The sequence below is a fragment of the Xanthomonas cannabis pv. cannabis genome (assembly GCF_000802365.1).
Lineage (GTDB): Bacteria > Pseudomonadota > Gammaproteobacteria > Xanthomonadales > Xanthomonadaceae > Xanthomonas > Xanthomonas cannabis.
On sequence record NZ_JSZE01000120.1, the window covers coordinates 1 to 20,889 of the forward strand.

General features: G+C 65.4%; 16 protein-coding genes and 1 pseudogene. 6 read left to right on the forward strand and 11 right to left on the reverse strand.

Annotation, left to right across the window (positions count from 1 at the left end; genetic code table 11):
* A pseudogene (locus OZ10_RS22330) lies at positions 1–180 on the reverse strand (flavin monoamine oxidase); the annotation flags it as partial.
* A 65-nt stretch (positions 181–245) separates the two neighbouring features.
* Positions 246–2,528, reverse strand: coding sequence for a TonB-dependent receptor (locus tag OZ10_RS17105; RefSeq protein WP_202903034.1), 2,283 nt, complete (start codon positions 2,526–2,528; stop codon positions 246–248).
* A gap of 297 nt (positions 2,529–2,825) precedes the next feature.
* Here OZ10_RS17105 and OZ10_RS17110 point away from each other — a divergent pair, with 297 nt between their 5' ends.
* Complete coding sequence (locus tag OZ10_RS17110; RefSeq protein ID WP_039411808.1) at positions 2,826–3,443, forward strand: HAD-IA family hydrolase; 618 nt, start codon at positions 2,826–2,828, stop codon at positions 3,441–3,443.
* A gap of 316 nt (positions 3,444–3,759) precedes the next feature.
* On the opposite strand, the gene OZ10_RS17115 is transcribed toward OZ10_RS17110, so the two are convergent.
* On the reverse strand, positions 3,760–4,986 hold the full coding sequence (locus tag OZ10_RS17115; RefSeq protein WP_039411811.1) for an acetylornithine transaminase: 1,227 nt from the start codon (positions 4,984–4,986) through the stop codon (positions 3,760–3,762).
* A gap of 72 nt (positions 4,987–5,058) precedes the next feature.
* Between OZ10_RS17115 and OZ10_RS17120 the strand changes: the two genes are divergently transcribed.
* Entirely contained in the window at positions 5,059–5,931 is an 873-nt protein-coding gene (locus OZ10_RS17120) for an ion transporter (RefSeq protein ID WP_039411814.1), read from the forward strand.
* Positions 5,932–6,045: 114 nt separating this feature from the next.
* Here the strand turns inward: OZ10_RS17120 and OZ10_RS17125 are convergent, their stop codons facing one another.
* Positions 6,046–6,861, reverse strand: a complete 816-nt coding sequence (locus OZ10_RS17125; RefSeq protein ID WP_039411818.1) for an SDR family oxidoreductase — start codon at positions 6,859–6,861, stop codon at positions 6,046–6,048.
* A 163-nt stretch (positions 6,862–7,024) separates the two neighbouring features.
* Complete coding sequence (locus tag OZ10_RS17130; RefSeq protein WP_039566131.1) at positions 7,025–7,684, reverse strand: serine/threonine-protein kinase; 660 nt, start codon at positions 7,682–7,684, stop codon at positions 7,025–7,027.
* A 160-nt stretch (positions 7,685–7,844) separates the two neighbouring features.
* On the opposite strand from OZ10_RS17130, the gene OZ10_RS17135 reads away from it, so the two are divergent.
* On the forward strand, positions 7,845–9,950 hold the full coding sequence (locus OZ10_RS17135) for a bifunctional DedA family/phosphatase PAP2 family protein (protein WP_039411824.1): 2,106 nt from the start codon (positions 7,845–7,847) through the stop codon (positions 9,948–9,950).
* A 1,105-nt stretch (positions 9,951–11,055) separates the two neighbouring features.
* Here the strand turns inward: OZ10_RS17135 and OZ10_RS17140 are convergent.
* From OZ10_RS17140 to OZ10_RS17155, 4 genes are all read right to left on the reverse strand, one after another.
* A complete protein-coding gene (locus tag OZ10_RS17140; RefSeq protein ID WP_039566133.1) occupies positions 11,056–11,940 on the reverse strand; it encodes a bestrophin family protein in 885 nt (294 codons plus the stop codon).
* A 147-nt stretch (positions 11,941–12,087) separates the two neighbouring features.
* Positions 12,088–12,684 (reverse strand): LON peptidase substrate-binding domain-containing protein, encoded by a 597-nt coding sequence (locus OZ10_RS17145; RefSeq protein ID WP_039566134.1) that lies wholly within the window; start codon positions 12,682–12,684, stop codon positions 12,088–12,090.
* Complete coding sequence (gene mpl / locus OZ10_RS17150) at positions 12,684–14,051, reverse strand: UDP-N-acetylmuramate:L-alanyl-gamma-D-glutamyl-meso-diaminopimelate ligase (RefSeq protein ID WP_202903033.1); 1,368 nt, start codon at positions 14,049–14,051, stop codon at positions 12,684–12,686. Before mpl ends, OZ10_RS17145 begins: the two co-directional genes overlap by 1 nt.
* Positions 14,052–14,397: 346 nt before the next feature.
* A complete protein-coding gene (locus OZ10_RS17155; RefSeq protein WP_039407312.1) occupies positions 14,398–14,961 on the reverse strand; it encodes an adenylate kinase in 564 nt (187 codons plus the stop codon).
* A gap of 159 nt (positions 14,962–15,120) precedes the next feature.
* On the opposite strand from OZ10_RS17155, the gene OZ10_RS17160 reads away from it, so the two are divergent.
* Positions 15,121–16,377 carry a 6-phosphofructokinase gene (locus OZ10_RS17160; RefSeq protein ID WP_039566137.1) on the forward strand — a complete coding sequence of 419 codons (1,257 nt, stop codon included), beginning with the start codon at positions 15,121–15,123 and terminating at the stop codon, positions 16,375–16,377.
* A 562-nt stretch (positions 16,378–16,939) separates the two neighbouring features.
* Here OZ10_RS17160 and OZ10_RS17165 read toward each other — a convergent pair.
* On the reverse strand, positions 16,940–17,464 hold the full coding sequence (locus tag OZ10_RS17165; protein ID WP_039407307.1) for a hypothetical protein: 525 nt from the start codon (positions 17,462–17,464) through the stop codon (positions 16,940–16,942).
* 247 nt (positions 17,465–17,711) lie between these two features.
* On the opposite strand from OZ10_RS17165, the gene OZ10_RS17170 reads away from it, so the two are divergent.
* A complete protein-coding gene (locus OZ10_RS17170; RefSeq protein WP_039566140.1) occupies positions 17,712–19,739 on the forward strand; it encodes a sodium-translocating pyrophosphatase in 2,028 nt (675 codons plus the stop codon).
* A 268-nt stretch (positions 19,740–20,007) separates the two neighbouring features.
* Here OZ10_RS17170 and OZ10_RS17175 read toward each other — a convergent pair whose 3' ends face one another.
* The gene (locus OZ10_RS17175; protein WP_039566142.1) at positions 20,008–20,490 is read right to left on the reverse strand and encodes a hypothetical protein; all 483 of its coding nucleotides are present in this window, start codon (positions 20,488–20,490) and stop codon (positions 20,008–20,010) included.
* A gap of 197 nt (positions 20,491–20,687) precedes the next feature.
* Here OZ10_RS17175 and OZ10_RS17180 point away from each other — a divergent pair.
* Positions 20,688–20,889: inorganic diphosphatase (locus tag OZ10_RS17180; RefSeq protein ID WP_039566144.1), on the forward strand; the 202-nt coding region annotated here is incomplete at its 3' end.

Here is a 20,889-nt window from a genome sequence, read left to right on the forward strand (position 1 = left end):
GATCAGGACCGATGCGCCCTTGGGGTCGCCATCCAGCTGCAATGGCCCCTTGAAATTGGATTCGGCCGCCATGCCCAGGCTGCTCATCGCCTGATACATCATCGCGCCGCCGGCGGTCATGCCGATGCGCGCCAGCAATTGCCGCCGCGTCATCGCTCCTGAGTAATTGCCTTGCGTCACTGCATTCCCCTGCATGTCATGGACAAACGCACGCGACCGGCCGCACGGCCGGTCGCGGCTGTGTTTCAAAACCGGTAGGACAGGCTGGCGAACAACTGGCGTGGCGCGATCAGCTGATACGAGCCGGAGCTTTCGTTGGGAAACACCGCACCGATCGCATCGTCCTTGTCGAACAGGTTGTAGACCGACAACTGCAACCTGCCGCCTGCCAGGAATCCCGCGTCGCCGCCCTGGTAGCCCACGCTGCCGTTGACGATGAAGGTGGCATCCACCTGATCGGTGTTGAGCGTGTCGCCGTAGCGCTTGCCGGTGTATTTGGTATCGAGGTTGGCGAAGAAGTGCTCGCCTTCCCAACCGCCGTTGACGCTGAACATCACCTTCGGTGCGTCGGGCACATCGTTGCCCTTGACCTGTACCAGATTGCCACTGACCGGGCCGAAATAGTTGTCCTGGAATTCGGACCTGTTCCAGGTCAACGATGCACCCAACCGCCAGCCTGGCGCCGGCTTCCACATGCCCGACAGTTCCGCGCCATAGGTCTGCACGTCGCCGACATTGGCGTATACCGTGGGAGCCACCACCAGCGGGTCCGGATCGGTCAGCGCGATGATGCGGTTTTCGTAGTCGATCTTGTAGGCGGCCAGATAGCCGCTCCATTGCGTGGATTCGGCGCGGATGCCGATATCGATATTGGTGGACTCCTCCGGGGCGATGTCCGGATTGAACGCGCCGGAGGTCAGCGCCAGGCGCGGCGCCGAGCTGAAGTTTTCGGCGTAGTTGGCAAACACCTGCACACCATCGGCCAGCTGGAAACTTGCACCCACCTGCGGCTGAAACCAGTCGCTGTTCTTGATGGTCACATTGCGCCGCACACCGATATTGAAATCGTCCAGGTTGGCGATGCCGTTGTAGTCGCGTTTGACATCCAGACCCTTGGCGCCGAACTCCATGGTGAGCCGGTCATCGAGCAGGCGCAGCGTGTCCTTGATGTAGAGCTGTTTCACTTCGGTGGAGAAGTGGTTGTCGTAGTAGATGACGACCGGTCGCGAGCCCTTGAGCAAGGCACCGGTCGCCGGGTCGAGGTTATAGAGCGGGCGCACCTGATCGAAATCGTAGTTTTCGTACCACGCACCGACTTCGAGCTTGTTGTGCTCGGTCTCCCACGCCACCGCACCGGTGATGCCGTAACGGTCGCCGCCCATGATCTCTTCGCGACGTGTCATGGCGCCGACGCGGGTGACATTGCCGTTGGCATCGACGATCTGCGGGTCGTTGATGGCGATATCGGTGCGCCCCGACGTGCCGGCGATCGCATCGTTGTACAGGCCGGTGGCGGTGCTGGGCGGCGTACCGCCGACGCCGTAGCCATGCTTGTTTTCGTAGTAGCCGGTGAACGTGGCGCCGATGGCGTCGTTGAACATGAAATCGCCATGCAGGCTGAGCAGCGAATCGCGCCGGCCGTTCTGCCATTCGCTGTAATGCTCGGCGTCTACTTCCGGGTTGCCGGTGATGCGCTCGTGCAGGTCCCACGCCACCGACCCGTCGGAGTTGTACGACTGCACGTCGTAGTCCTTGCGGTTGTTGTAGATCCAGCCGAGCGTCAGGCTGCCCGCGTCCCAGGCCTGGCGGATCTTGGCTTCGAAGTGATCGCTTTTCTGCGTGGCCGGCTCCATGTCCCACACCCCGCCCTGGGTGCGCGAGGCAGAGACATACGCAGTCGGGCCGCCGTCCCACCACTGCGGCGTGTCCAGGCGCATGAAGCTGCGCACCAGGTCGTCCGAACCAATGGTCTGGGTGAGATTGCCGCTCCAGCTGTCGCCGCCCTTCGGCGGCAGGCTGGTGTAGCGGATCGCACCACCGAGTGCGTGATACGACGGCTGGGTGACATCGCCCGAGCCGGCCGACACCGTGACATCGAGCAGGTTCTCGCTGGACACGTAACGGGTGATCGGCCCGCCTTCGCGGGTGTCGAAGGTTTCGATCGGAATACCGTCGAGCGTCACGCCGATCTGGTTGGCCGAAAACCCGCGAATGGTCATCGAATCGCCGAACTCGTATAGCCCGAACGGGTCGGTGGTCTGCACATTCACGCCGGGCAAGCTGGCCAGCAGTTGCTGCGGTGCCACGCCCGGCACCTGCGCCTGGATCTCGGCAACCGAAATCGATGCGGTGGTCCGCGTCGAGCCGGTGCCCACCACGCTGACCGCGTCCAGCGTGCGCGCATCCTGGGCGGCGGCTGGCAGGCTGTGTGCGCCGGCCAGCAACAGGGTCATCGACGCGAGCGTGTGGCGCGAGCGGGTGGTGCTGAGGATGGCGGCGACCGAGGCCGCCAGGTGATCGGTATTCAGGCACTTTCGCATGCAATCAAACCCCTGGAGACGTGTAGCGTGCTGAGTGACCGGGCGCTCCCCCGAGACCGGCTGACACCGCAAATGCGGCATGCATCGACCATAACCAGCACAGTTCCGCCGCAACCGCGGTGCGGAGGGTAGGGTCGGCGCAGGCGGGTAGGTTCCTACCGAATTCAAAACTCTGAATAGGTCTCTCGGCGACCTACCTGGGCGGTTTCGGGCATCACAGGTCTTGCGCGCTTGCCATGCCGCGACAGATCGACAACGCTGCGCAGCCACCGCATGAGCACACCGATGCCGCCCGCACCACCGTCGCTGCTGTTGCTCGATTTCGATGGCGTGCTTGCGCACTACGCGCGGCCACGGCGCATGGCCGCGCTGGCGGCGGCGGCGGGCTGCACACCGCAGCGGGTGCACGAGGTGCTGTTCGTGCAGGGCCTGGAGCGCGCCTACGATGCCGGCACGATCGACACGCAGGCGTATCTGGCGCAGTTGAGCCAGGGGCTCGGGCACACGATCGATCGCGCCACCTGGCTCGCGGCCCGCGTCGCCGCCTGCCGCGCCGACCCATCGGTCGTGGCACAGGTGCTGGCGGTGCCGGCGACCACGGCGGTGGCGGTGCTCACCAACAACGGCCCGCTGATGATGGACGCGATCGAGCGGATCGTGCCGCCACTGTTCCCGCTGTTGCAGGGCCGCGTGCTATGCAGCGGCGCACTCGGCGGCCGCAAACCAGATGTACAGGTGTATCAGCGTGCGCTTGCGCAGCTCGGCGAACGCGCCGAGCGCACGCTGTTTGTCGACGACTTGTTCGTCAACGTGCGCGGCGCACGCGCGGCCGGCCTGCACGCCGACACCGTGCGCGACGCCCGCGCCTTACGGCGGGTATTGAAGCGGCACGGCTTGGAATAAGTGTTGGGAATCGGGAATAGGGAATCGGGAGCGTCGCAGACCGCAGCCAAGAGCGGTACTGCATGCAGCTCCGACAACGCAGCGCGCGCCACCAGACAACACCGCGATGCCTTCAGCCCCTCTCCCCTCGGGAGAGGGGTTGGGGTGAGGGTACGACGGACGACACCCAACTTACAGCAACGAGCTGAGCCCCCGAATTACGCCAGAACCTCAACATCAAACGAGCGACAGACCACGCAATCACGCCCGCCAGACTGCGCACGCTCACCCCAAGCCAAGCCCCATCATCCTGCACTTCGCAGGACGCACGCATCCATCACGACTGTGCGACATGCTCGGCAATCGCCAGCCGCAAACGCGCCAAACCCTCAGCCAGCTCGGCATCGGTCAGATTGAGTGCCGGCACAAAGCGCAGCACATCGGGGCCGGCCTGCAGCACCAGCAAGCCGTGCTTGGCGGCCAGATCCAGGATTGCCCCCGCCTGACCGGCATGCGCCGGTGCCAGCACCGCGCCCAGCATCAGGCCGCGTCCGCGGATCTGCGCAAACAGATCGAACTCGGCATTCAATGCCTCCAGCCCTGCGCGCAACGCTGCCGATTGGCGCTCCACGTTAGCCGCAATCTCCGGCGAGGCCAGTTTACGCAATGCCACCCGCGCTACCGCCGCGGCCAGCGGATTGCCGCCGAAGGTGGTGCCGTGCGCGCCGAACTGCATGGTCTGCGCCGCCTTGGGGCCAGCCAGCATCGCACCGATCGGAAAACCGCCGCCCAGCGCCTTGGCCAGCGTCACGATGTCCGGCGTCACCTGCTCCTGCCAATGCGCAAACAGCGTGCCGGTGCGGCCCATGCCGCATTGAATCTCGTCCAGCACCAGCAAGGCGTCGTGCTGATCGCACAGCGCGCGCGCACGGGCCAGGAAGCCCGGCGCGGCCGGCATCACCCCGCCCTCGCCCTGGATCGGCTCCACCATCACCGCTGCCACATCGCCCGAGGCCATCGCCGTTTCCAGCGCCGCCACGTCGTTGAAATCCACATAGCGGAATCCACCCGGCAGCGGCTCATAGCCTTCCTGGTACTTGGGCTGCGCGGTGGCCGTCACCGAGGCCAGCGTGCGGCCATGGAAGCTGCCGCGGAAGGTCACGATGACGCGCCTGTCGGCCGGGCGCCCCTGGCTGCTGGCCCACTTGCGCACCAGCTTGATCGCCGCCTCGTTGGCCTCGGTGCCGGAATTGCACAGGAACACGTTTTCAGCAAAGCGCGAGGCGGTGACCAGTTCTTCGGCCAGACGTAGCGGCGGCGCGCTATAGAAGATGTTGCTGGTGTGCCACAGCTTGCCGGCCTGCTCGGTGAGCGCCGCTACCAGGTCCGGATCGTTATGGCCCAGCCCGCTGACCGCAATGCCCGAGGACAGGTCCAGGTACTCGCGCCCCGCATCGTCCCACACGCGACTACCCTGACCACGCTCCAGCACTACCTGACGCGGGCGATACACCGGCAGGTAGTAGTGCGCGAGGGACAGGGGCGAATCGGCAGCGGTGCTCATGATGGTGGGTCACAGACGCGGAAGGGAGACCGGCATTCTCGCGCATTCGCGCGGCTGCGGCACAATGCGCGCATGCGCCCCTTCTCCGATCCTCAGCTCACCCCCGCCACCGACGACGGCTGGCGCCGGCAATGGTTCGACATCATCTACCGGCACGACACACGCCCCTCGCGCAATTTCGACCTGTTGCTGGTCGCGGCCATCCTGGCCAGCGTGGTGGTGATCATGATCGACAGCGTGCCGCGCATCCATGCGCACTCGGCGCACTGGCTGGTCCCGCTGGAATGGGCGTTCACGGTGCTGTTCACCGTCGAATACGCGCTGCGGCTGTCGGTGGTGCGGCGCCCGCTGCATTACGCGCTCAGCATCTGGGGCGTGATCGACCTGCTCTCGATCCTGCCCAGCTATCTGTCGTTCTTCGTGCCCGGCGCACAGACGCTGCTGGTGGTGCGCGTGCTGCGCATCCTGCGGCTGTTCCGCATCCTCAAGCTCACCCGCTACATCCAGGAAAGCGGACAATTGGTGGACGCGCTATGGCGCAGCCGCCGCAAGGTGCTGGTCTTCCTGTTCAGCGTGCTCACCATCACCGTGATCGCCGGCGCCACGATGTATGTCATCGAAGGCCCGCAGCACGGCTTCACCAGCATCCCCACCAGCATGTACTGGGCCATCGTCACCATGGCCACGGTGGGCTTTGGCGACCTGGTGCCGCAGACCACGCTAGGCCGTTTCGTCACCTCGGCGCTGATCCTGATCGGCTACAGCATCATTGCCGTGCCCACTGGCATCTACACCGCCGAACTGGCCAGCACGCTGCGCGACGGTAGCCACACCGGCAAGCGCGATACGCGCAACTGCGCCCGCTGCGGGCTGGAAGGCCACGCGGCCGACGCACGCTATTGCCGGCAATGCTCCGAGCCGCTGCCGGCGCTCGCGAACGGCTGAAGCGACTGCACAGCCAGGCACCGCGCGCAAATCGGCAGCCGCGGTGCCGCGACGCGCGTCAGCACTACGCGATCCTGCAGGCGAACCAGGCTCGCGTAAGCGCGTGCACCACGCTCAATCCAGAAATAGGTCCGGCAACAACGCATGCGACGGGTCGACCGCGTAACTGCGCAGGTCGGTGATGCCGGCCTGGGCCAGGACGTCGTCGTCGATCAGGAACTGACCATGGAATCCGGCCGCCTCGCGCGTCAGCACCGCATGCGCCGCATCGGCCACGATCTCCGGGCGACGGCAGGCAGCGGCGTCCACGCCGGGCAGCATGTTGATCGCATCGGTGGCGATCACCGTGCGCGGCCACAACGCATTGACCGCCACGCCTTGCGGGCCGAACTCGGCGGCCAGCCCCAGCGTGACCAGGCTCATGCCCATCTTCGCCAATGTGTAGCCGGTATGTGCACCCCACCATGCCGGATTCAATGAAGGTGGCGGCGCGAGGGTGAGGATGTGCGGATTGGATGACCGCAACAGATGCGGCAGGCAGGCTTGCGCGCACACAAAACTGCCCCGCGCATTGACCTGCTGCATCAGGTCGAAGCGCTTCATCGGCGTCTCCAGGACGCCGCGCAACCAGATCGCGCTGGCGTTGTTGACCAGGATGTCGATCCCGCCAAACGTCTCCACGGTTGCAGCCACGGCGGCCTGCACCTGCGCGTCGTCGCGGATATCGCATTTGAGCGCAAGCGCCTGCCCACCGGCCGCGGTCACCGCAGCGGCCGCACTATGGATGGTGCCGGGCAATTTGGGATTGGCCACCGCCGATTTGGCCGCGATCGCCACATTGGCCCCATCGCGCGCCGCGCGCAGCGCAATCGCCAAGCCAATCCCGCGCGAGGCGCCGGTGATGAAGAGGGTTTTGCCTTTTAAGGTCATGGGATTGGGGAATCGGGATTAGGGATTCGTCAGAGCTTACAGCCGGTGACCGGCGCCGAATCGGAACGCGTCATGTGCCGCTGCTGGATTCAACCGACCAGCCACCAGCCCTGCACCATCCGCCTTTACGAATCCCCAATCCCGAACAACCAATCCCCGCCCCTCAGGGCTTCGGCCCCTGCCCCTCGTTGTCTTCCCAGTGCAACACGCGACGGGTCACGAAGCGGTAGACCGGCTTGCCGGTGGCGAACCACAGCTCACGCACCCAGGAGGTACGCTTGAGCACGCGACGTTCCACCGGCGTGATCGAGGCCGGGCAGTACATGCGCTTGTGCTTGAGCAGATGGCGCAGATCCTCGCGTGCAAGCAGGCGCATCCAGCGCGCGCGCGGGTTGCCGCGCACGGCCAGCTGGAAATCGATCACCGCCGGGCTGCCGTCGTCCTGTACCAGCCAGTTGGCTTCCTTGGCCAGATCGTTGTGGGCAACGCCACGCCGATGCAATTGCTGCAGCAACCGGCGCGCACTGCGGAAATAGGCCAGGTCGCCACGCGGCGGACGCTGGTACATGGCATCGCCCGTCAGATAGCTGCGGTCCAGATGACGCCCGTCCCAGCGCAGCAACCGTGGCGTGCGCGGCAGGCCGTCCAGCTGGCGCAAGGCCAGCGCTTCGCGACGCGCCAGCCACCAGGCCACACCACGCAACAGCCACGGCGCCACGCTCAGGTCGCGCCGCACGAACACCCGGCCGGCGTCGCGGATCAACAGGATGCGTCCAAACGTATCGGACTTCAGTGGCAGATTGCCGGCGCGGTCGTCACTCATCCCCCATTGTAGGCGGGCGCCGTGCATCGCCATACCGCCCCGGGCGTGCCTGCAGGTGGCACCGGCAGGCGCTGGCCTGGATGCAACCTCAGGTGAAGAGGACAGCCGGATGTGAGCACCGCGCAAGTCAGCCATGTCCGTGCCCACCTATAATTCGGGGATGAACTCATGGATCGACGCCACGCTGGAGTGGATCGGACACCACCCCACCTTGGCTGGCGTGGTGATCTTTGCCATCGCATTCTGTGATGCGGTGATCGTGCTCGGTGCCATCGTGCCCGCGCTGCCCCTGCTGTTCGCCATCGGCGTGCTGATCGGGCTCGGCCAGATCAACGGACCGTATGCGGTGGTCTGCGCCACGCTGGGCGCGTTCGTCGGCGATGCGTTGAGCTTCTGGGTCGGCCATCGCTGGGGCCACCAGCTGCATACCTATTGGCCGTTTCGCCGCTATCCGCAATTGCTGGAACGCGGCGAGTTGCTGTTCCGGCGCAACGCCTTCAAGAGCATCCTGATCGCCCGCTATGTCGGTGCGGTGCGGCCGTTCGTGCCGGCCATTGCGGGCATGTCGCACATGCCGTTCAAGCGCTATCTGATTGCCAGCGGCCTTGCCTGCGTGTCGTGGGCCTTGCTGTTTCTGGTCCCGGGCTGGGTGCTGGGAACCGCCTACGACGCGGTGGCGGCCGTGGCCGGGCGCCTGTTCGTGGTCGTCACATTGCTGGCCGCGGTCATCGGCCTGGCCTGGGCGGTGGTGTTGTATTCGTATCGCTGGTCGGCAGGCCATCTGGATGCCTTGCTGGCACGCCTGCTGGACTGGTCGCACCGGCACCCGGTGCTGGGCAACTGGTCGGTCAGCGTGTTCGACCCGCGCCGTCGCGAGTCGGTGCCGCTGGCGATGATGGCGCTGATGCTGTTGCTGCTGGGCTGGGGCTGGTTCGTGTTGCTGATGGTGGTGCTGGCGCATGGCGAACCGCTGCGCGTGGACCTGGCCGTGCACGACCTGATGCTGGCCCTACGCAACCCGCTGGCCGACTACCCGATGGTGGCGCTGGCCTCGCTGGGCGACTGGCAGGTGCTGCTGCCGGCGATTGTCGCGGCCATGGGCTATCTGGCCTGGCGCCAGCGCTGGATGGCCGTGACGCACTGGGTGATCGCGCTGGCCTTCGGTCTGGCACTAACCCAGCTGCTGGGCGCCACCGTGCAGGTGGTGCGCCCGCCGGCAGCGAGCAGCGGCTTCGGGTTTCCGTCGGTAGCGGTGACCATGGCCACCATTGGTTTCGGCTTCTTCGCGCTGCTGATTGCGCGCGAGCTGCCCGGGCGTCGTCGGGTATGGCCGTACCTGGTCAGCGGCGCCATCGTTTCGCTGATCGGCTTTGCGCGCCTGTACCTGGGCGCGCACTGGCTCAGCGACGTGGTCGGCGGCATGTTGTTCGGTATCTTCTGGCTGCTGGTGCTCGGTATCGCCTACCGCCGCCGCGCCACGCGCGCGTTCTGGGTCAAGCCGGTGTCGTGGATCTTCTACGGCGTGTTCGTGAGCTGCGCGATCTTCTTTGCGCCGCGCAATCTCGAGACCAAGCTGGCCAAGTTCGAACCGCCGCCGCCGTTGCTGATGGATCTGCCCGCCAGCGATTGGTGGAACGGCCAATGGCGCCTGCTGCCGGCGCGGCGCAACGAGTTCGACGACGACCAGCGTTGGCCGCTGGACGTGCAAGTCGCCGGGCCGCTCGCACCGCTGCAGCGCCAGCTGGAATCGCGCGGCTGGCGGGCCCAACCGCAGGCGGGCTGGGAACAGGCGCTGCATCTGCTCGATGCCAGCGGTCGCCCGGACGAAGTGCCGATCCTGCCGGCCACGCTCGATACCCAGGTCGAAGCCTTGCTGATGGTGCGCCACGCGGCGCCCGGGCACGTGCATGTGCTGCGCCTGTGGCCCGCGGCCGCGCGCCTGCAGCCCGGCGCACAACCGCTATGGGTCGGCAGCACGCAGACCTTGCGCTACAGCCGCCACTTCAGCCTGATCGGCCTGTGGTATCCGCTGCGTGGCGTGGACCCGGCGCTGAGCGCGTTGCGCGATGCACTGAGCCCGCTGCCGCATCGCGTCGAACAGCGTCGACGCTCCAAGGCCCCGGTGATCCTGATAGACAGCACCTTGGGCAATGCGGTACGTGGCGAGGACAGGGACAAACCTGCACCGCAAACCGAAATCACTACGTCCAGGCCGGCAACAGCAGGACCGCCACAGCGCGGTGATCGATCGGGCAGCAATCGCTAGCGGCCTGCATTCGCGCAGCCCGCTTGAAAAGACCTGGCAGCACTACCTCTTGAAGGCTGTCTAGGTGGCGGTCACGTCCTGGCGTCGCCCAGGTGCAGCTGGACTTTCAGGGTGAAAGGCTGCGGAATAGCAAAGACACCGCGTCGCAGCTTGCTAGTCGCTGTTGAAATCCATGCAGACCGACCAACTCGACGGGTCCTTGCCCGCCCACCGTCGCGGGACCTTGGCGGCATGGATGCCGCCACGGAGCCCACAGGGATGTACTTGCAGCGTGTCCTGCGATGGTGGGCGGGCAAGGCCCTGCAGCAAAGGCGCAGATCATCCGCTCTGCGCCTTTGCTGCGGGTATTGAGCAATCAGGTAGCGACGACTGCATCTTTCGTATCGTGATTGCTTGGTTCTCTTCAAGCCTGGTCGAGGGCGCGGCGCCCTCACCGCTCGCGGGACACGCCGCAAGTACGTCCCTGTAGGCTCGGTGGCGGCATCCATGCCGCCACACGGTCCCGCAATCGGCGAGGACACCACGCCAGACAGTTGGCCGGTGGTTTTGTTGAAAAGCTTTGTTGAAAAGCAAAGACACCGCGTCCCAGCTCGCTAGTCGCTGTTGAAATCCATGCACACCGACCATCTCCACTGGTCCTTGCCCGCCCACCGTCGCGGGACCCTTGGCGGCATGGATGCCGCCACGGAGCCTACAGGGATGTACTTGCGGCGTGTCCTGCGATGGTGGGCGGGCGAGGGCCCTGCAGCAACGGCGCAGACAATCCGCTCTTCGCTTTTGCTGCTCGGATCAAGCAATCAGGTAGCAACGCCTGCATCGTGCGTATCGCGAGCGCTTGGCGACCTTCACGTTCGGTCGAGAGCACGGCGCACTCACCGCACCAGACAGTTGGCTGCCAGTTTTGTTGAAGAGCAAATACGCCGCATCGCCAGCTTGCTAATCGCTGGTTGAGATCCATCCAGAGCCACCATTTCGACTGACCCTGCAGCCAAGCAACAGATCCGGCGCGCTACAACCGTACCGCACCGTCAAACCACCTCTTGAGGCCACCAGGCCAATGCACCTCAGCGCCGTTTGGATGATCCCGTTGGGCAAGCGCGAACACTCACCACAACACGCCATCCACCGGCTGCATCGGCTCCGGCGCCGGCTCGCCGATGGCCTGCAGCGCATCGATTTCAACCGTGCGGCACATGGTGTCCAGCGGCAGATCGTGGATGGTGTTGGCAAATGGGTCGACCAGCTCGTCGCCGATCTTGAGAACGGCCAGGAACATCAGCCCGGCCACTGTCGATCCCACCGGTGTGGCGTACTGCAACGTCTCCACCAGACCGATCGGCAGCAGCACGCAGAACAGCCGCGTAAACAGGTTGGGATAGAAGCGATATTGATACGGCAGCGGCGTATTTTTCAGGCGTTCCATTCCGCCCTGCGCATTGGCGATGTCCACCAGGATGCGCTCCACGCTGGCCTGCTGGATGCTGTCGATCCAGCCATCACGTCGCGCCTGCTCCACACTGCGTCCGGTGGTATCGAGCAGACCGTTGGCCACGTTGGTACGCGTGACTACCGCGGCCACTTCATCGGCGTCCAGGCGCGACTCCAGGGCCATCGCAACCGGCAGGCGACGCAGCTGGCAGCGCAATGCGTTGACATAGGCGATCTGTCGCAGTGCAATCGTGCGCCCCAGCGCTGCAGCTTCCGGCGCGGACAGGATGCTCACACTCAGACGCACCAGGTTGCGCGATGCGTTGATCATCTGACCCCACAGCACCCGCCCTTCCCACCAGCGTTGATAGGTGGAATTGGCGCGAAAGCCCAGGAACAACGCCAACGCCGAACCGAAGATGGTCAACGGCAAGGCGGGCGCCCGGAATGGCAGCACGTAATAGATGATCGTGATCAATACGTCCCAGACGAACAAGACGGCCAGGGTCCGCCAGACCTGGTTGAACACATCCGCCACACGCGGTTTGACATCGATGATCAAGGCTCACTCCGTGGATCGATAGCGCGTGCCGTGATGACGCGCATCCGGTGCGTGGATGCCATCGCTAGCGCACTCAAGCGCAGCGAGTGTGCCGTTGCAGCGGTGCAAGCGCGGTGAGGGAGGCACGCGCGCAGGCGCATGGCTCGCTTACGGCATCCAGTCCAGCAACTGGTCCAGGCGCCGATGCGGATCGTCCTGCTGCAGCAGCGATAGACGTTGTTGTTCGGTCAACGGCAACAGCTCGGCCAGCCGCCACCCCACCCACGCAGACTGATCCAGCAGGCCCGGGCCCACCGATGCGAATTCGCCACCGACCTGCTCGAGCATGCGCTCCAGCACGGTTGCCAACAGGCCATGCTCGGGGCGCAATTCGTCATCAGGGTCGGGCTCGCACCAGCTCACCTCGCCCACCACCAGACCGTTGTCGCGGATACGCGAGCGCTGTACATGAAAGCGCCGCGTGCCACGCAGCCGCAACACCAGCACTCCATCGGCGCCGACATCGAAATCCTCGATGCGCACTTCGGTGCCAAATGCGGCCGGCGTTGCCGGCGCCCCGACTTCGTTGCCGTCCAGAATCAGGCACACACCGAAACTGGTGCCGTTGCGCCCGCATTCGCGCACCAAATCCAGGTAGCGGCGTTCGAACACGCGCAGTCCCATCGCAGCGCCGGGCAACAACACGTTGTGCAGCGGAAACAGCGGCAGGGCGCTGGTTTCGGCACTGGCGGTGATCGGTGCCATCAGGACAACTGCGCCAGAAAACGACGCGGCGCACCATCGAACCCGCCATTGGACATGAACACCACATGGTCCCCCGGCTGCGCAATGTGGCCGAGTGTCTGCAGCAATGCGTCCACATCGTGCGCCACGCGTGCGTCGCCACGCACCTGCGCGATGATCGGCGCCGCATCCCAGGGCAACTCGGGCCGATGCAGGAACACCACCGCATCGGCGTCGTGCAACGACGGCGCCAACGCCTGCGCGTGCGCGCCCAGCCGCATCGAGTTGCTGCGCGGCTCCATCGCCACCAGCACGCGCGCCGCACCCACTTTCGCGCGCAGTCCCTGCAAGGTGGTCGCAATGGCGGTGGGATGATGTGCGAAGTCATCGTAGACAGTGATGTCGCGCGCCCGGCCCAGCACTTCCAGCCGCCGCTTGACACTCTGAAAACGTGCCAGCGCCGGCATCACCGTCGCCGGATCCACGCCCACCGCGTGCACGGCCGCCAGGGCAGCCAGGCCGTTGAGTACGTTGTGCCGGCCGACCAGCGGCCAGCGCACCTGGCCGATCTCCACGCCGCGATGCAGTACCGCAAACACGCTGCCATCGGCCTCGATCAGGCGCGCACTCCACTCCAGCGCTGCGTCGAACCCGAAGCGTTCCACCGGCGTCCAGCAGCCCATCGCCAACACCCCGACCAGGCGCGCGTCCTCGCCGTTGACGATCAGCCGGCCACGCGCCGGTACCGTGCGCACCAGATGATGGAACTGGCGCTGGATCGCCGCCACGTCCGGGAAGATATCGGCGTGGTCGTATTCCAGGTTGTTGAGGATCGCCACCAGCGGCCGGTAGTGCACGAACTTGCTGCGCTTGTCGAAGAACGCGGTGTCGTACTCGTCGGCTTCCACCACGAATTCGCGCCCCTGGCCCAGCCGTGCCGACACGCCGAAATCTTCGGCCACCCCACCGATCAGAAAGCCCGGCGCACGCCCGGCCGCCTCCAGCAGGTAGCTCAGGATGGTGGTGGTGGTGGTCTTGCCATGGGTGCCGGCGACCGCCAGCGTGTCGCGGCCCGGCAACACCTGCTCGGCCAGCCATTGGGCGCCGGAGCTGTAACGCCGGCCGGCATCGAGCACCGCCTCCACCGCCGGGTTGCCGCGCGACAAGGCATTGCCGATCACCACCTCGGCGGCATCGGAGGAAATATTGGCCGGCGCGTAGCCCTGGGCCAACGCGATTCCAAGCGTTTCCAGCTGGGTGGACATCGGCGGATAGATGGCCTGGTCGCTACCTTCCACCTGCCAGCCCAGCTCACGTGCCAGGGCGGCCACACCGCCCATGAAAGTCCCGGCGATGCCGAGGATATGGAGTTTGGTCATGCTGCACATTGTCGCCGATCGCCGGAGTTGCGGGACATTCCAGTCCGCGCCACGTCCAGCCGTCAGGAAACCCCTACCGTACTGTCGGGAATTTCCCGATATGCGAACTGCGTCACATCCATCACTATGCTGAACGCCAGTCGCAGCGCCCTTTGGTCCTACTCCCCAAGAGGCCAAATCCCCAGGGAGCTCATGCTGTCGGGGCTCTGAGCAAGCCCATTACTGGCGTTATTCTGCCCCGGTCGTCTTGTACGGCCGGGGTTTTCTTTTGGGCGAACCGATTGCGGGCGCCGATCGCAGCGCGGCAGGCGTGGCGACTGCAAAGGACCGGGCCTTGCGCCCGGTCCGTGTCGACTCAGCGGCCGAGCGCCTTGCTGATGCGCTCCAGCACTTCATCCAGCGAGCCCACGCCATCCACGCGTGCCAGCTTGCCGCGCTGCTCATAGAAGCCGATTACTGGCGCGGTGGAATCGGTATAGACCTGCAGGCGCTTGCGCACCGATTCCGGGTTGTCGTCTTCGCGGCCTTCGGCCTTGGCACGCCCGGCGATACGCTCGACAAGCAATTCGCTGGCCACGTCCAGCTGTACCACCGCATCCAGCGGCTGACCGATCTTGCTGAGCAATGCATCCAGCGCATTGGCCTGGGCCACGTTGCGCGGGTAGCCGTCCAGGATGAAACCCTTGGCCACATCGGCCTGGCCCAGGCGCGCCTCCAGCATGCCGAGCAGGATATCATCGGAGACCAGGTCGCCGCGTGCCATCACTTCCTTGGCCTTCAGACCCAGCGGCGAGCCGGCGGCCACTTCGGCGCGCAACAGGTCGCCGGTGGAAATGTGCGGGATGTCAAACGTGTCTTTGAGACGTGTCGCCTGGGTGCCCTTGCCCGAACCGGGCGGTCCCAACAGAACCAATCGCATCAGTGGACTCCACTTTCGAATAAAAACGCGTTGCGGTTGGCGGCGTTAGACTCGAGCCTTCGCCAGCGCTGACCGTATGGTCGTGCAGCTTACCGCATCCGGGGAATGTCCCGGCACTGTCCCCTGCGCCATGTTTCCATGTGAGGAGCCTGTCCCCCTATGACCACTGGCAACTTGTTGTATGCCCAATCCGGCGGCGTCACTGCTGTCATCAACGCCACCGCCGCCGGCGTGATCACCGAGGCGCGTGCGCGCAAGGTCAAGGTGCTGGCCGCCCGCAACGGCATCCTGGGCGCGCTGCGCGAGGAACTGATCGACACCTCCAAGGAATCCGCTGCAGCCATTGCCGCCCTGGCGCAGACACCGGGCGGTGCCTTCGGCTCTTGCCGTTACAAGCTCAAGTCGCTGGAAGAAGACAGCGCCAAGTACGAGCGCCTGCTCGAGGTGCTCCGCGCGCACGACGTGCGCTGGTTCCTCTACAACGGCGGCAACGACTCGGCCGACACCGCCTGGAAGGTTTCGCAACTCGCCAAGGCCTACGGCTACCCGCTGCACTGCATCGGCGTGCCCAAGACCATCGACAACGACCTGGCGGTGACCGACACCTGCCCCGGCTTCGGCTCGGCGGCCAAGTACACCGCGGTGTCGGTGCGCGAGGCCGCACTGGATGTCGCCGCCATGGCCGACACCTCCACCAAGGTCTTCATCTATGAAGCGATGGGCCGCCACGCCGGTTGGCTTGCCGCCGCGGCAGGCCTGGCCGGGCAAGGCCCCGACGACGCACCGCAGATCATCCTGCTGCCCGAACGCGCCTTTGATCAGGCCGCCTTCCTGGCCAAGGTGAAGCAGGTGGTGGACAAGGTCGGCTGGTGCGTGGTGGTGGCCAGCGAAGGCATCCAGGACGCGCACGGCAAGTTCGTCGCCGACGCAGGCGGCGCGGCCGACTCGTTCGGCCACGCACAACTCGGCGGCGTCGCCTCGTTCCTGGCCGCGCAGGTCAAACAGGAACTCGGCTACAAGGTGCACTGGACGCTGCCCGACTACCTGCAACGTTCTGCACGCCACCTGGCATCAAAGACCGATTGGGAACAGGCACAAGCCGTCGGCAAGGCCGCCGTGCAGTACGCGCTCAAGGGCATGAATGCCGTCATCCCGGTGATCGAACGCGTCAGCGATGCCCCGTACCGCTGGAAGATCGTGCCCGCCCCCCTGCACAAGGTGGCCAATCACGAAAAGAAGATGCCGCCCAGCTTCCTGCGCAAAGACGGCTTCGGCATCACCGAGAAGGCGCGCCGCTACTTCACCCCGTTGATCAAGGGCGAAGCCCCGCTGGCCTACGGTAGCGATGGGTTGCCGAAATACGTCAGCCTGAAGAATGTGGCGGTGACGAAGAAGTTGCCGGTGTGGGAGGGCTGAGCTCAGGCAGGCGGCTGTGCTCATGGCGCCGATGCGTCGGCACCAGGACCGGCAGACGCTGGCATACGCTGGCTTCGGTAACGCAGTTTGATGGTCCGTCGATATCGGCCTTTCCCTTTCAGGGACGCCTTCAGGCTAGACCAGTAGCAGGCAGCCGAGCGGCGCGCCGATGTTTTCGCATTGCAGCTCGGCGCCAGGACGCCGGCAGCGACAGACGCCCACCCAGCTGTGCCTCGCGCCTCGATCCGGCGAGCGGCGTTATGGCGCCATCCCCACGTTGATGCCCAGCGTGATCCATCCGCGTGGTGCGTTGAGACGGTCACCGCCGGCGACCAGGTCGATGCTGGATGCCTTGCCGACCAGCCTGCGCAGTCCGACTTGCCCCCCCTGCCCGCGATGATCGTCGACGAACGCCTCGCCCAGCACTGGCCCTGCCTGGCAGCAGGCATCAGCCGGGCATTGGGTTGGCGTTACTGCCAAGAAACCGGTCGTCTGACAAAGCGGTCCCCCTGCTCCACGGGCACGCGAGAGGCGGTATCACTGCAGACACACCAGCTTTACCTCACTGGCAGGCCTTGCCTTCCATGACTTGCTGTGCGGCGAACATCGGCACCTGCGGCATCTTGCCTGCAGCGGCCTGCTGCTTGGCGTCTTCCAGATAGATGCGCGATTGGCCCTGGCCGTCGAGTTGCGGCTTGGCCTCCACCGGCTTGCGCCAGATGCGCACCACTGCCTGCTGGCTTGGGCAGGCGGCGCTGGGGACGCGGATCACGTCATTGTAGATCCAGCCCGAAGCGACGCTGGGAGCGGCCTTGGCGTAGTCCACGAAGCGTGCGCGGGGCTGGCAGTTGGGGCTGCTCCGCACCACAGACAAGGTGTACGGCTGCGTGGCATTGCCGGTGAACACACCTTCCAGGCGCGCGCAGGCTTCCGGGATCTGACGCAAGGTGTGCGCGGCGCCAACCGCTTGCGCGGTGCCGGGTGCCCGCGCCTTCAATTCTGGCGCAGGCTCTGCAGCGAATGCGCTGCCGGTCAGCAGCAGGGTGGCAAGCAGCGGGGCATGCCTGGACGCGGTAGGGTTCGACATGGAGACTCCTGGATCGGCTCGATCACGTTGGCCGCAGGCTGTCACGTGACAACTGAACCACGCGCCAAAGCCCTGAGGGTGGCAGGTCTGCAAGTCGCGGCGCATACTCGATCGCGATCCGGCCACCTGAACATCGCGACGCGCATTGTGGCCCTTGCGGCCGTCGAGTCCGTATTGGCTGTCACTCGTCGTGTGCATCGCCTCTGGTTCATCCCGACCGGATGACATCCATTCTTTGGGAGGGGTCATGCTGGAACACTACGGGTTGTTGCTCGCGCTGGGTTGTGCGGTCTTGGCAATCGTCTATGGAATCGTGTCGGCGCGCTGGGTGGTCGCCCAGCCGAGCGGCAACACGCGAATGCAGGAGATCGCCGCGGCGATCCAGGAAGGTGCGCGCGCGTATCTCAACCGGCAGTACCTCACCATCTCGATTGCCGGTGGTGTGCTGTTCGTGTTGGTCGGACTCTTTCTGAGCTGGTACACCGCAATCGGGTTCGCACTGGGTGCCGTGTTGTCGGGGCTGGCCGGCTACATCGGAATGAATGTCTCGGTGCGTGCCAATGTGCGCACCGCCGAGGCCGCGCGGCAGGGGATCGGCAAGGCGATGGATGTGGCGTTCCGCGGCGGCGCGATCACCGGGATGCTGGTGGTGGGGCTGGGCCTGCTCGGCGTGGCCGGCTATTACGCGGTGCTGCAGGCCATGGGACTGCCGTTGGAGCAGAACCTGCATGCATTGGTCGGGCTGGCCTTCGGGTCGTCGTTGATTTCGATCTTCGCACGCCTGGGCGGCGGCATCTTCACCAAGGGCGCGGACGTGGGCGCGGACCTGGTCGGCAAGGTCGAAGCCGGCATTCCCGAGGACGACCCGCGCAACCCGGCGGTGATTGCGGACAATGTCGGCGACAACGTGGGCGACTGCGCCGGCATGGCCGCGGATCTGTTCGAGACCTATGCGGTCACCGTGATCGCCACCATGCTGCTCGGCAGCCTGACGCTGGCCGAGACCGGCCAGCACGCCGTGCTGTATCCGCTGGTGCTCGGTGGCGTGTCGATCATCGCTTCGATCGTGGGCGCAACGTTCGTCAAGGTCAAAGCCGGTGGCTCGATCATGGGAGCGCTTTACAAGGGCGTGATCGTGTCCGGCGTACTGGTTGCGCTGGCCTACTGGCCGATCACCCAGTCGCTGATGCGCGACAACCTCCATGGCGCTGCCGCATTGTATGCGTGCGCGCTGATCGGCCTGGTGCTTACCGGGCTGATCGTGTGGATCACCGAGTACTACACGGGCACGCAATACACACCGGTGCAGCACGTTGCAGCGGCGAGTACCACCGGCCATGGCACCAACATCATCGCCGGACTCGGCATCTCGATGAAGTCCACCGCGCTGCCGGTCATTGCGGTGTGCGCGGCCATCTGGGGTGCGTTCCACTTTGGAGGCCTGTACGGCATTGCGATCGCCGCCACCGCAATGCTCTCGATGGCCGGCATGATCGTGGCGCTTGATGCCTATGGCCCGATCACCGACAACGCCGGCGGCATCGCGGAGATGGCCGAGCTGCCGCCGGAAGTGCGCGATATCACCGACCCGCTGGATGCGGTGGGCAACACCACCAAGGCGGTCACCAAGGGCTATGCGATCGGCTCGGCCGCACTTGCAGCGCTGGTGCTGTTTGCCGACTACACCCACAACCTGCAGGCCGCCAATCCCGGCCAGGTCTTCGCCTTCGACCTGTCCGACCACACGGTGATCATCGGATTGCTGATCGGTGGATTGATTCCGTATCTGTTCGGTGCGATGGCGATGGAAGCAGTCGGCCGCGCTGCAGGTGCAGTGGTGGAAGAAGTACGCCGCCAGTTCCGCGAGATCCCCGGCATCATGGCCGGCACCGCCAGGCCGCAATACGACCGTGCGGTGGACATGCTGACCCGCTCGGCCATCCGCGAAATGATCGTGCCTTCGCTGTTGCCCGTCGTGGTTCCGGTCGTGGTCGGATTACTGCTCGGACCACGCGCGTTGGGCGGTTTGCTGATCGGCACGATTGTCACCGGCCTGTTCCTGGCAATTTCGATGACGACCGGCGGCGGCGCCTGGGACAATGCCAAGAAGTACATCGAGGATGGTCACTTCGGCGGCAAGGGCAGCGAGGCGCACAAGGCGGCAATCACCGGCGACACCGTGGGTGACCCTTACAAGGACACCGCAGGGCCGGCCATCAACCCGTTGATCAAGATCATCAATATCGTGGCCTTGCTGCTGGTGCCGCTGCTGTAGGCAGGTGGCAACCGAGGTTGCGAGACCTGGCGCCACGTCACCGGCTGCATAAGCCGCAGGCACGGAGCCTGCGGCCTGTGCAGCCCTATGGCGATCAAGGGCAACGCTTGGAGCGCCAGGGCGGAGCCAGGGTCCATGCCCGCGCCTGCTCAGACAGGCCCGCCCCGCATGACGATGGCCCGTCGTGTCACCACTCACCTGCCACCGCACACGCGGCCCTGGCTGGAGAGCCCTGACTCGCCCGAAAAGCGCGCCCCGCGACCATCGGTCACAGGCAGCCGATCAAGCCGTCGTAAATCGGCGGTGCGCCGCCCGGCAACGGTTCGAACAGCGGATTGGTCACCGCCAACGTGCGATACAGCTCGTCCAGGTGGGTACCGGCCTTCAAGGGCGCCGTGCAACGCCAGACTCGGCTATTCGAACGCAGGTAGCCACTGCCAGGGTCGACGCTGACCTCGCTGGCACCGAAGGTCCAGATGCAGCTACGCACCACGCCGGTGACGCGGTGGACCGAGCAGCGAAAGCGTAGCGGTTGGTAGTCGCTGAATTCGCCACCGCAGAAGGTGTCGCCGCAGATGTCTTCGAAATCCCGGTCGAGCCGCTGCTCCAGGTCGATGAACGGCTCCCAGCCCTCGCCGTTGGCCGGCCAGTCCACCGCATCGACATACGTTGGCGACGGTGTTGCCGCGGCGGCAACCTGTGCAGCGAGAGACAGCAGCAAGACGACGAGCAAACGCGTGAGCCTGGTCATGACGATTTCCCGAGCGGTGGATGAGCCTGCAGCCTGCGCCGCCGGCCCGTTCGCAACGATCGGGAAGCCACTCGCGATGAATGCGGGCTATGCCGCATCGCCCCCTCAGAAGACTGCCCATTCAGTGTCGCTGCAGCGCAACAGCCGAACGCGTAGAATCGCGCTCCACACACTGCTGACGTCTCGGAGCTACCCGCATGGGCCTTGAACTGGTCACCTCTGGCAAGAATCTGCCGGAAGAAATCAATGTAGTCATCGAAATCCCCAAGGATTCGGAGCCGGTCAAGTACGAAGTGGACAAGGCCAGCGGCGCGATCTTCGTGGACCGCATCCTGTCGACCCCGATGCGTTACCCCTGCAACTACGGCTACGTGCCCAACACCCTGTGCGGCGATGGCG

Coding starts and splice junctions, on each gene's coding strand:
- OZ10_RS17115 (WP_039411811.1), bottom strand. CDS start 4,986: ATGAGCACCGCTGCCGATTCGCCCCTGTCCCTCGCGCACTACTACCTG.
- OZ10_RS17160 (WP_039566137.1), top strand. CDS start 15,121: ATGACCACTGGCAACTTGTTGTATGCCCAATCCGGCGGCGTCACTGCT.
- OZ10_RS17145 (WP_039566134.1), bottom strand. CDS start 12,684: ATGGCACCGATCACCGCCAGTGCCGAAACCAGCGCCCTGCCGCTGTTT.
- OZ10_RS17155 (WP_039407312.1), bottom strand. CDS start 14,961: ATGCGATTGGTTCTGTTGGGACCGCCCGGTTCGGGCAAGGGCACCCAG.
- OZ10_RS17170 (WP_039566140.1), top strand. CDS start 17,712: ATGCTGGAACACTACGGGTTGTTGCTCGCGCTGGGTTGTGCGGTCTTG.
- mpl (WP_202903033.1), bottom strand. CDS start 14,051: ATGTGCAGCATGACCAAACTCCATATCCTCGGCATCGCCGGGACTTTC.
- OZ10_RS17175 (WP_039566142.1), bottom strand. CDS start 20,490: ATGACCAGGCTCACGCGTTTGCTCGTCGTCTTGCTGCTGTCTCTCGCT.
- OZ10_RS17110 (WP_039411808.1), top strand. CDS start 2,826: ATGCCGCCCGCACCACCGTCGCTGCTGTTGCTCGATTTCGATGGCGTG.
- OZ10_RS17120 (WP_039411814.1), top strand. CDS start 5,059: ATGCGCCCCTTCTCCGATCCTCAGCTCACCCCCGCCACCGACGACGGC.
- OZ10_RS17130 (WP_039566131.1), bottom strand. CDS start 7,684: ATGAGTGACGACCGCGCCGGCAATCTGCCACTGAAGTCCGATACGTTT.
- OZ10_RS17125 (WP_039411818.1), bottom strand. CDS start 6,861: ATGACCTTAAAAGGCAAAACCCTCTTCATCACCGGCGCCTCGCGCGGG.
- OZ10_RS17135 (WP_039411824.1), top strand. CDS start 7,845: ATGAACTCATGGATCGACGCCACGCTGGAGTGGATCGGACACCACCCC.
- OZ10_RS17165 (WP_039407307.1), bottom strand. CDS start 17,464: ATGTCGAACCCTACCGCGTCCAGGCATGCCCCGCTGCTTGCCACCCTG.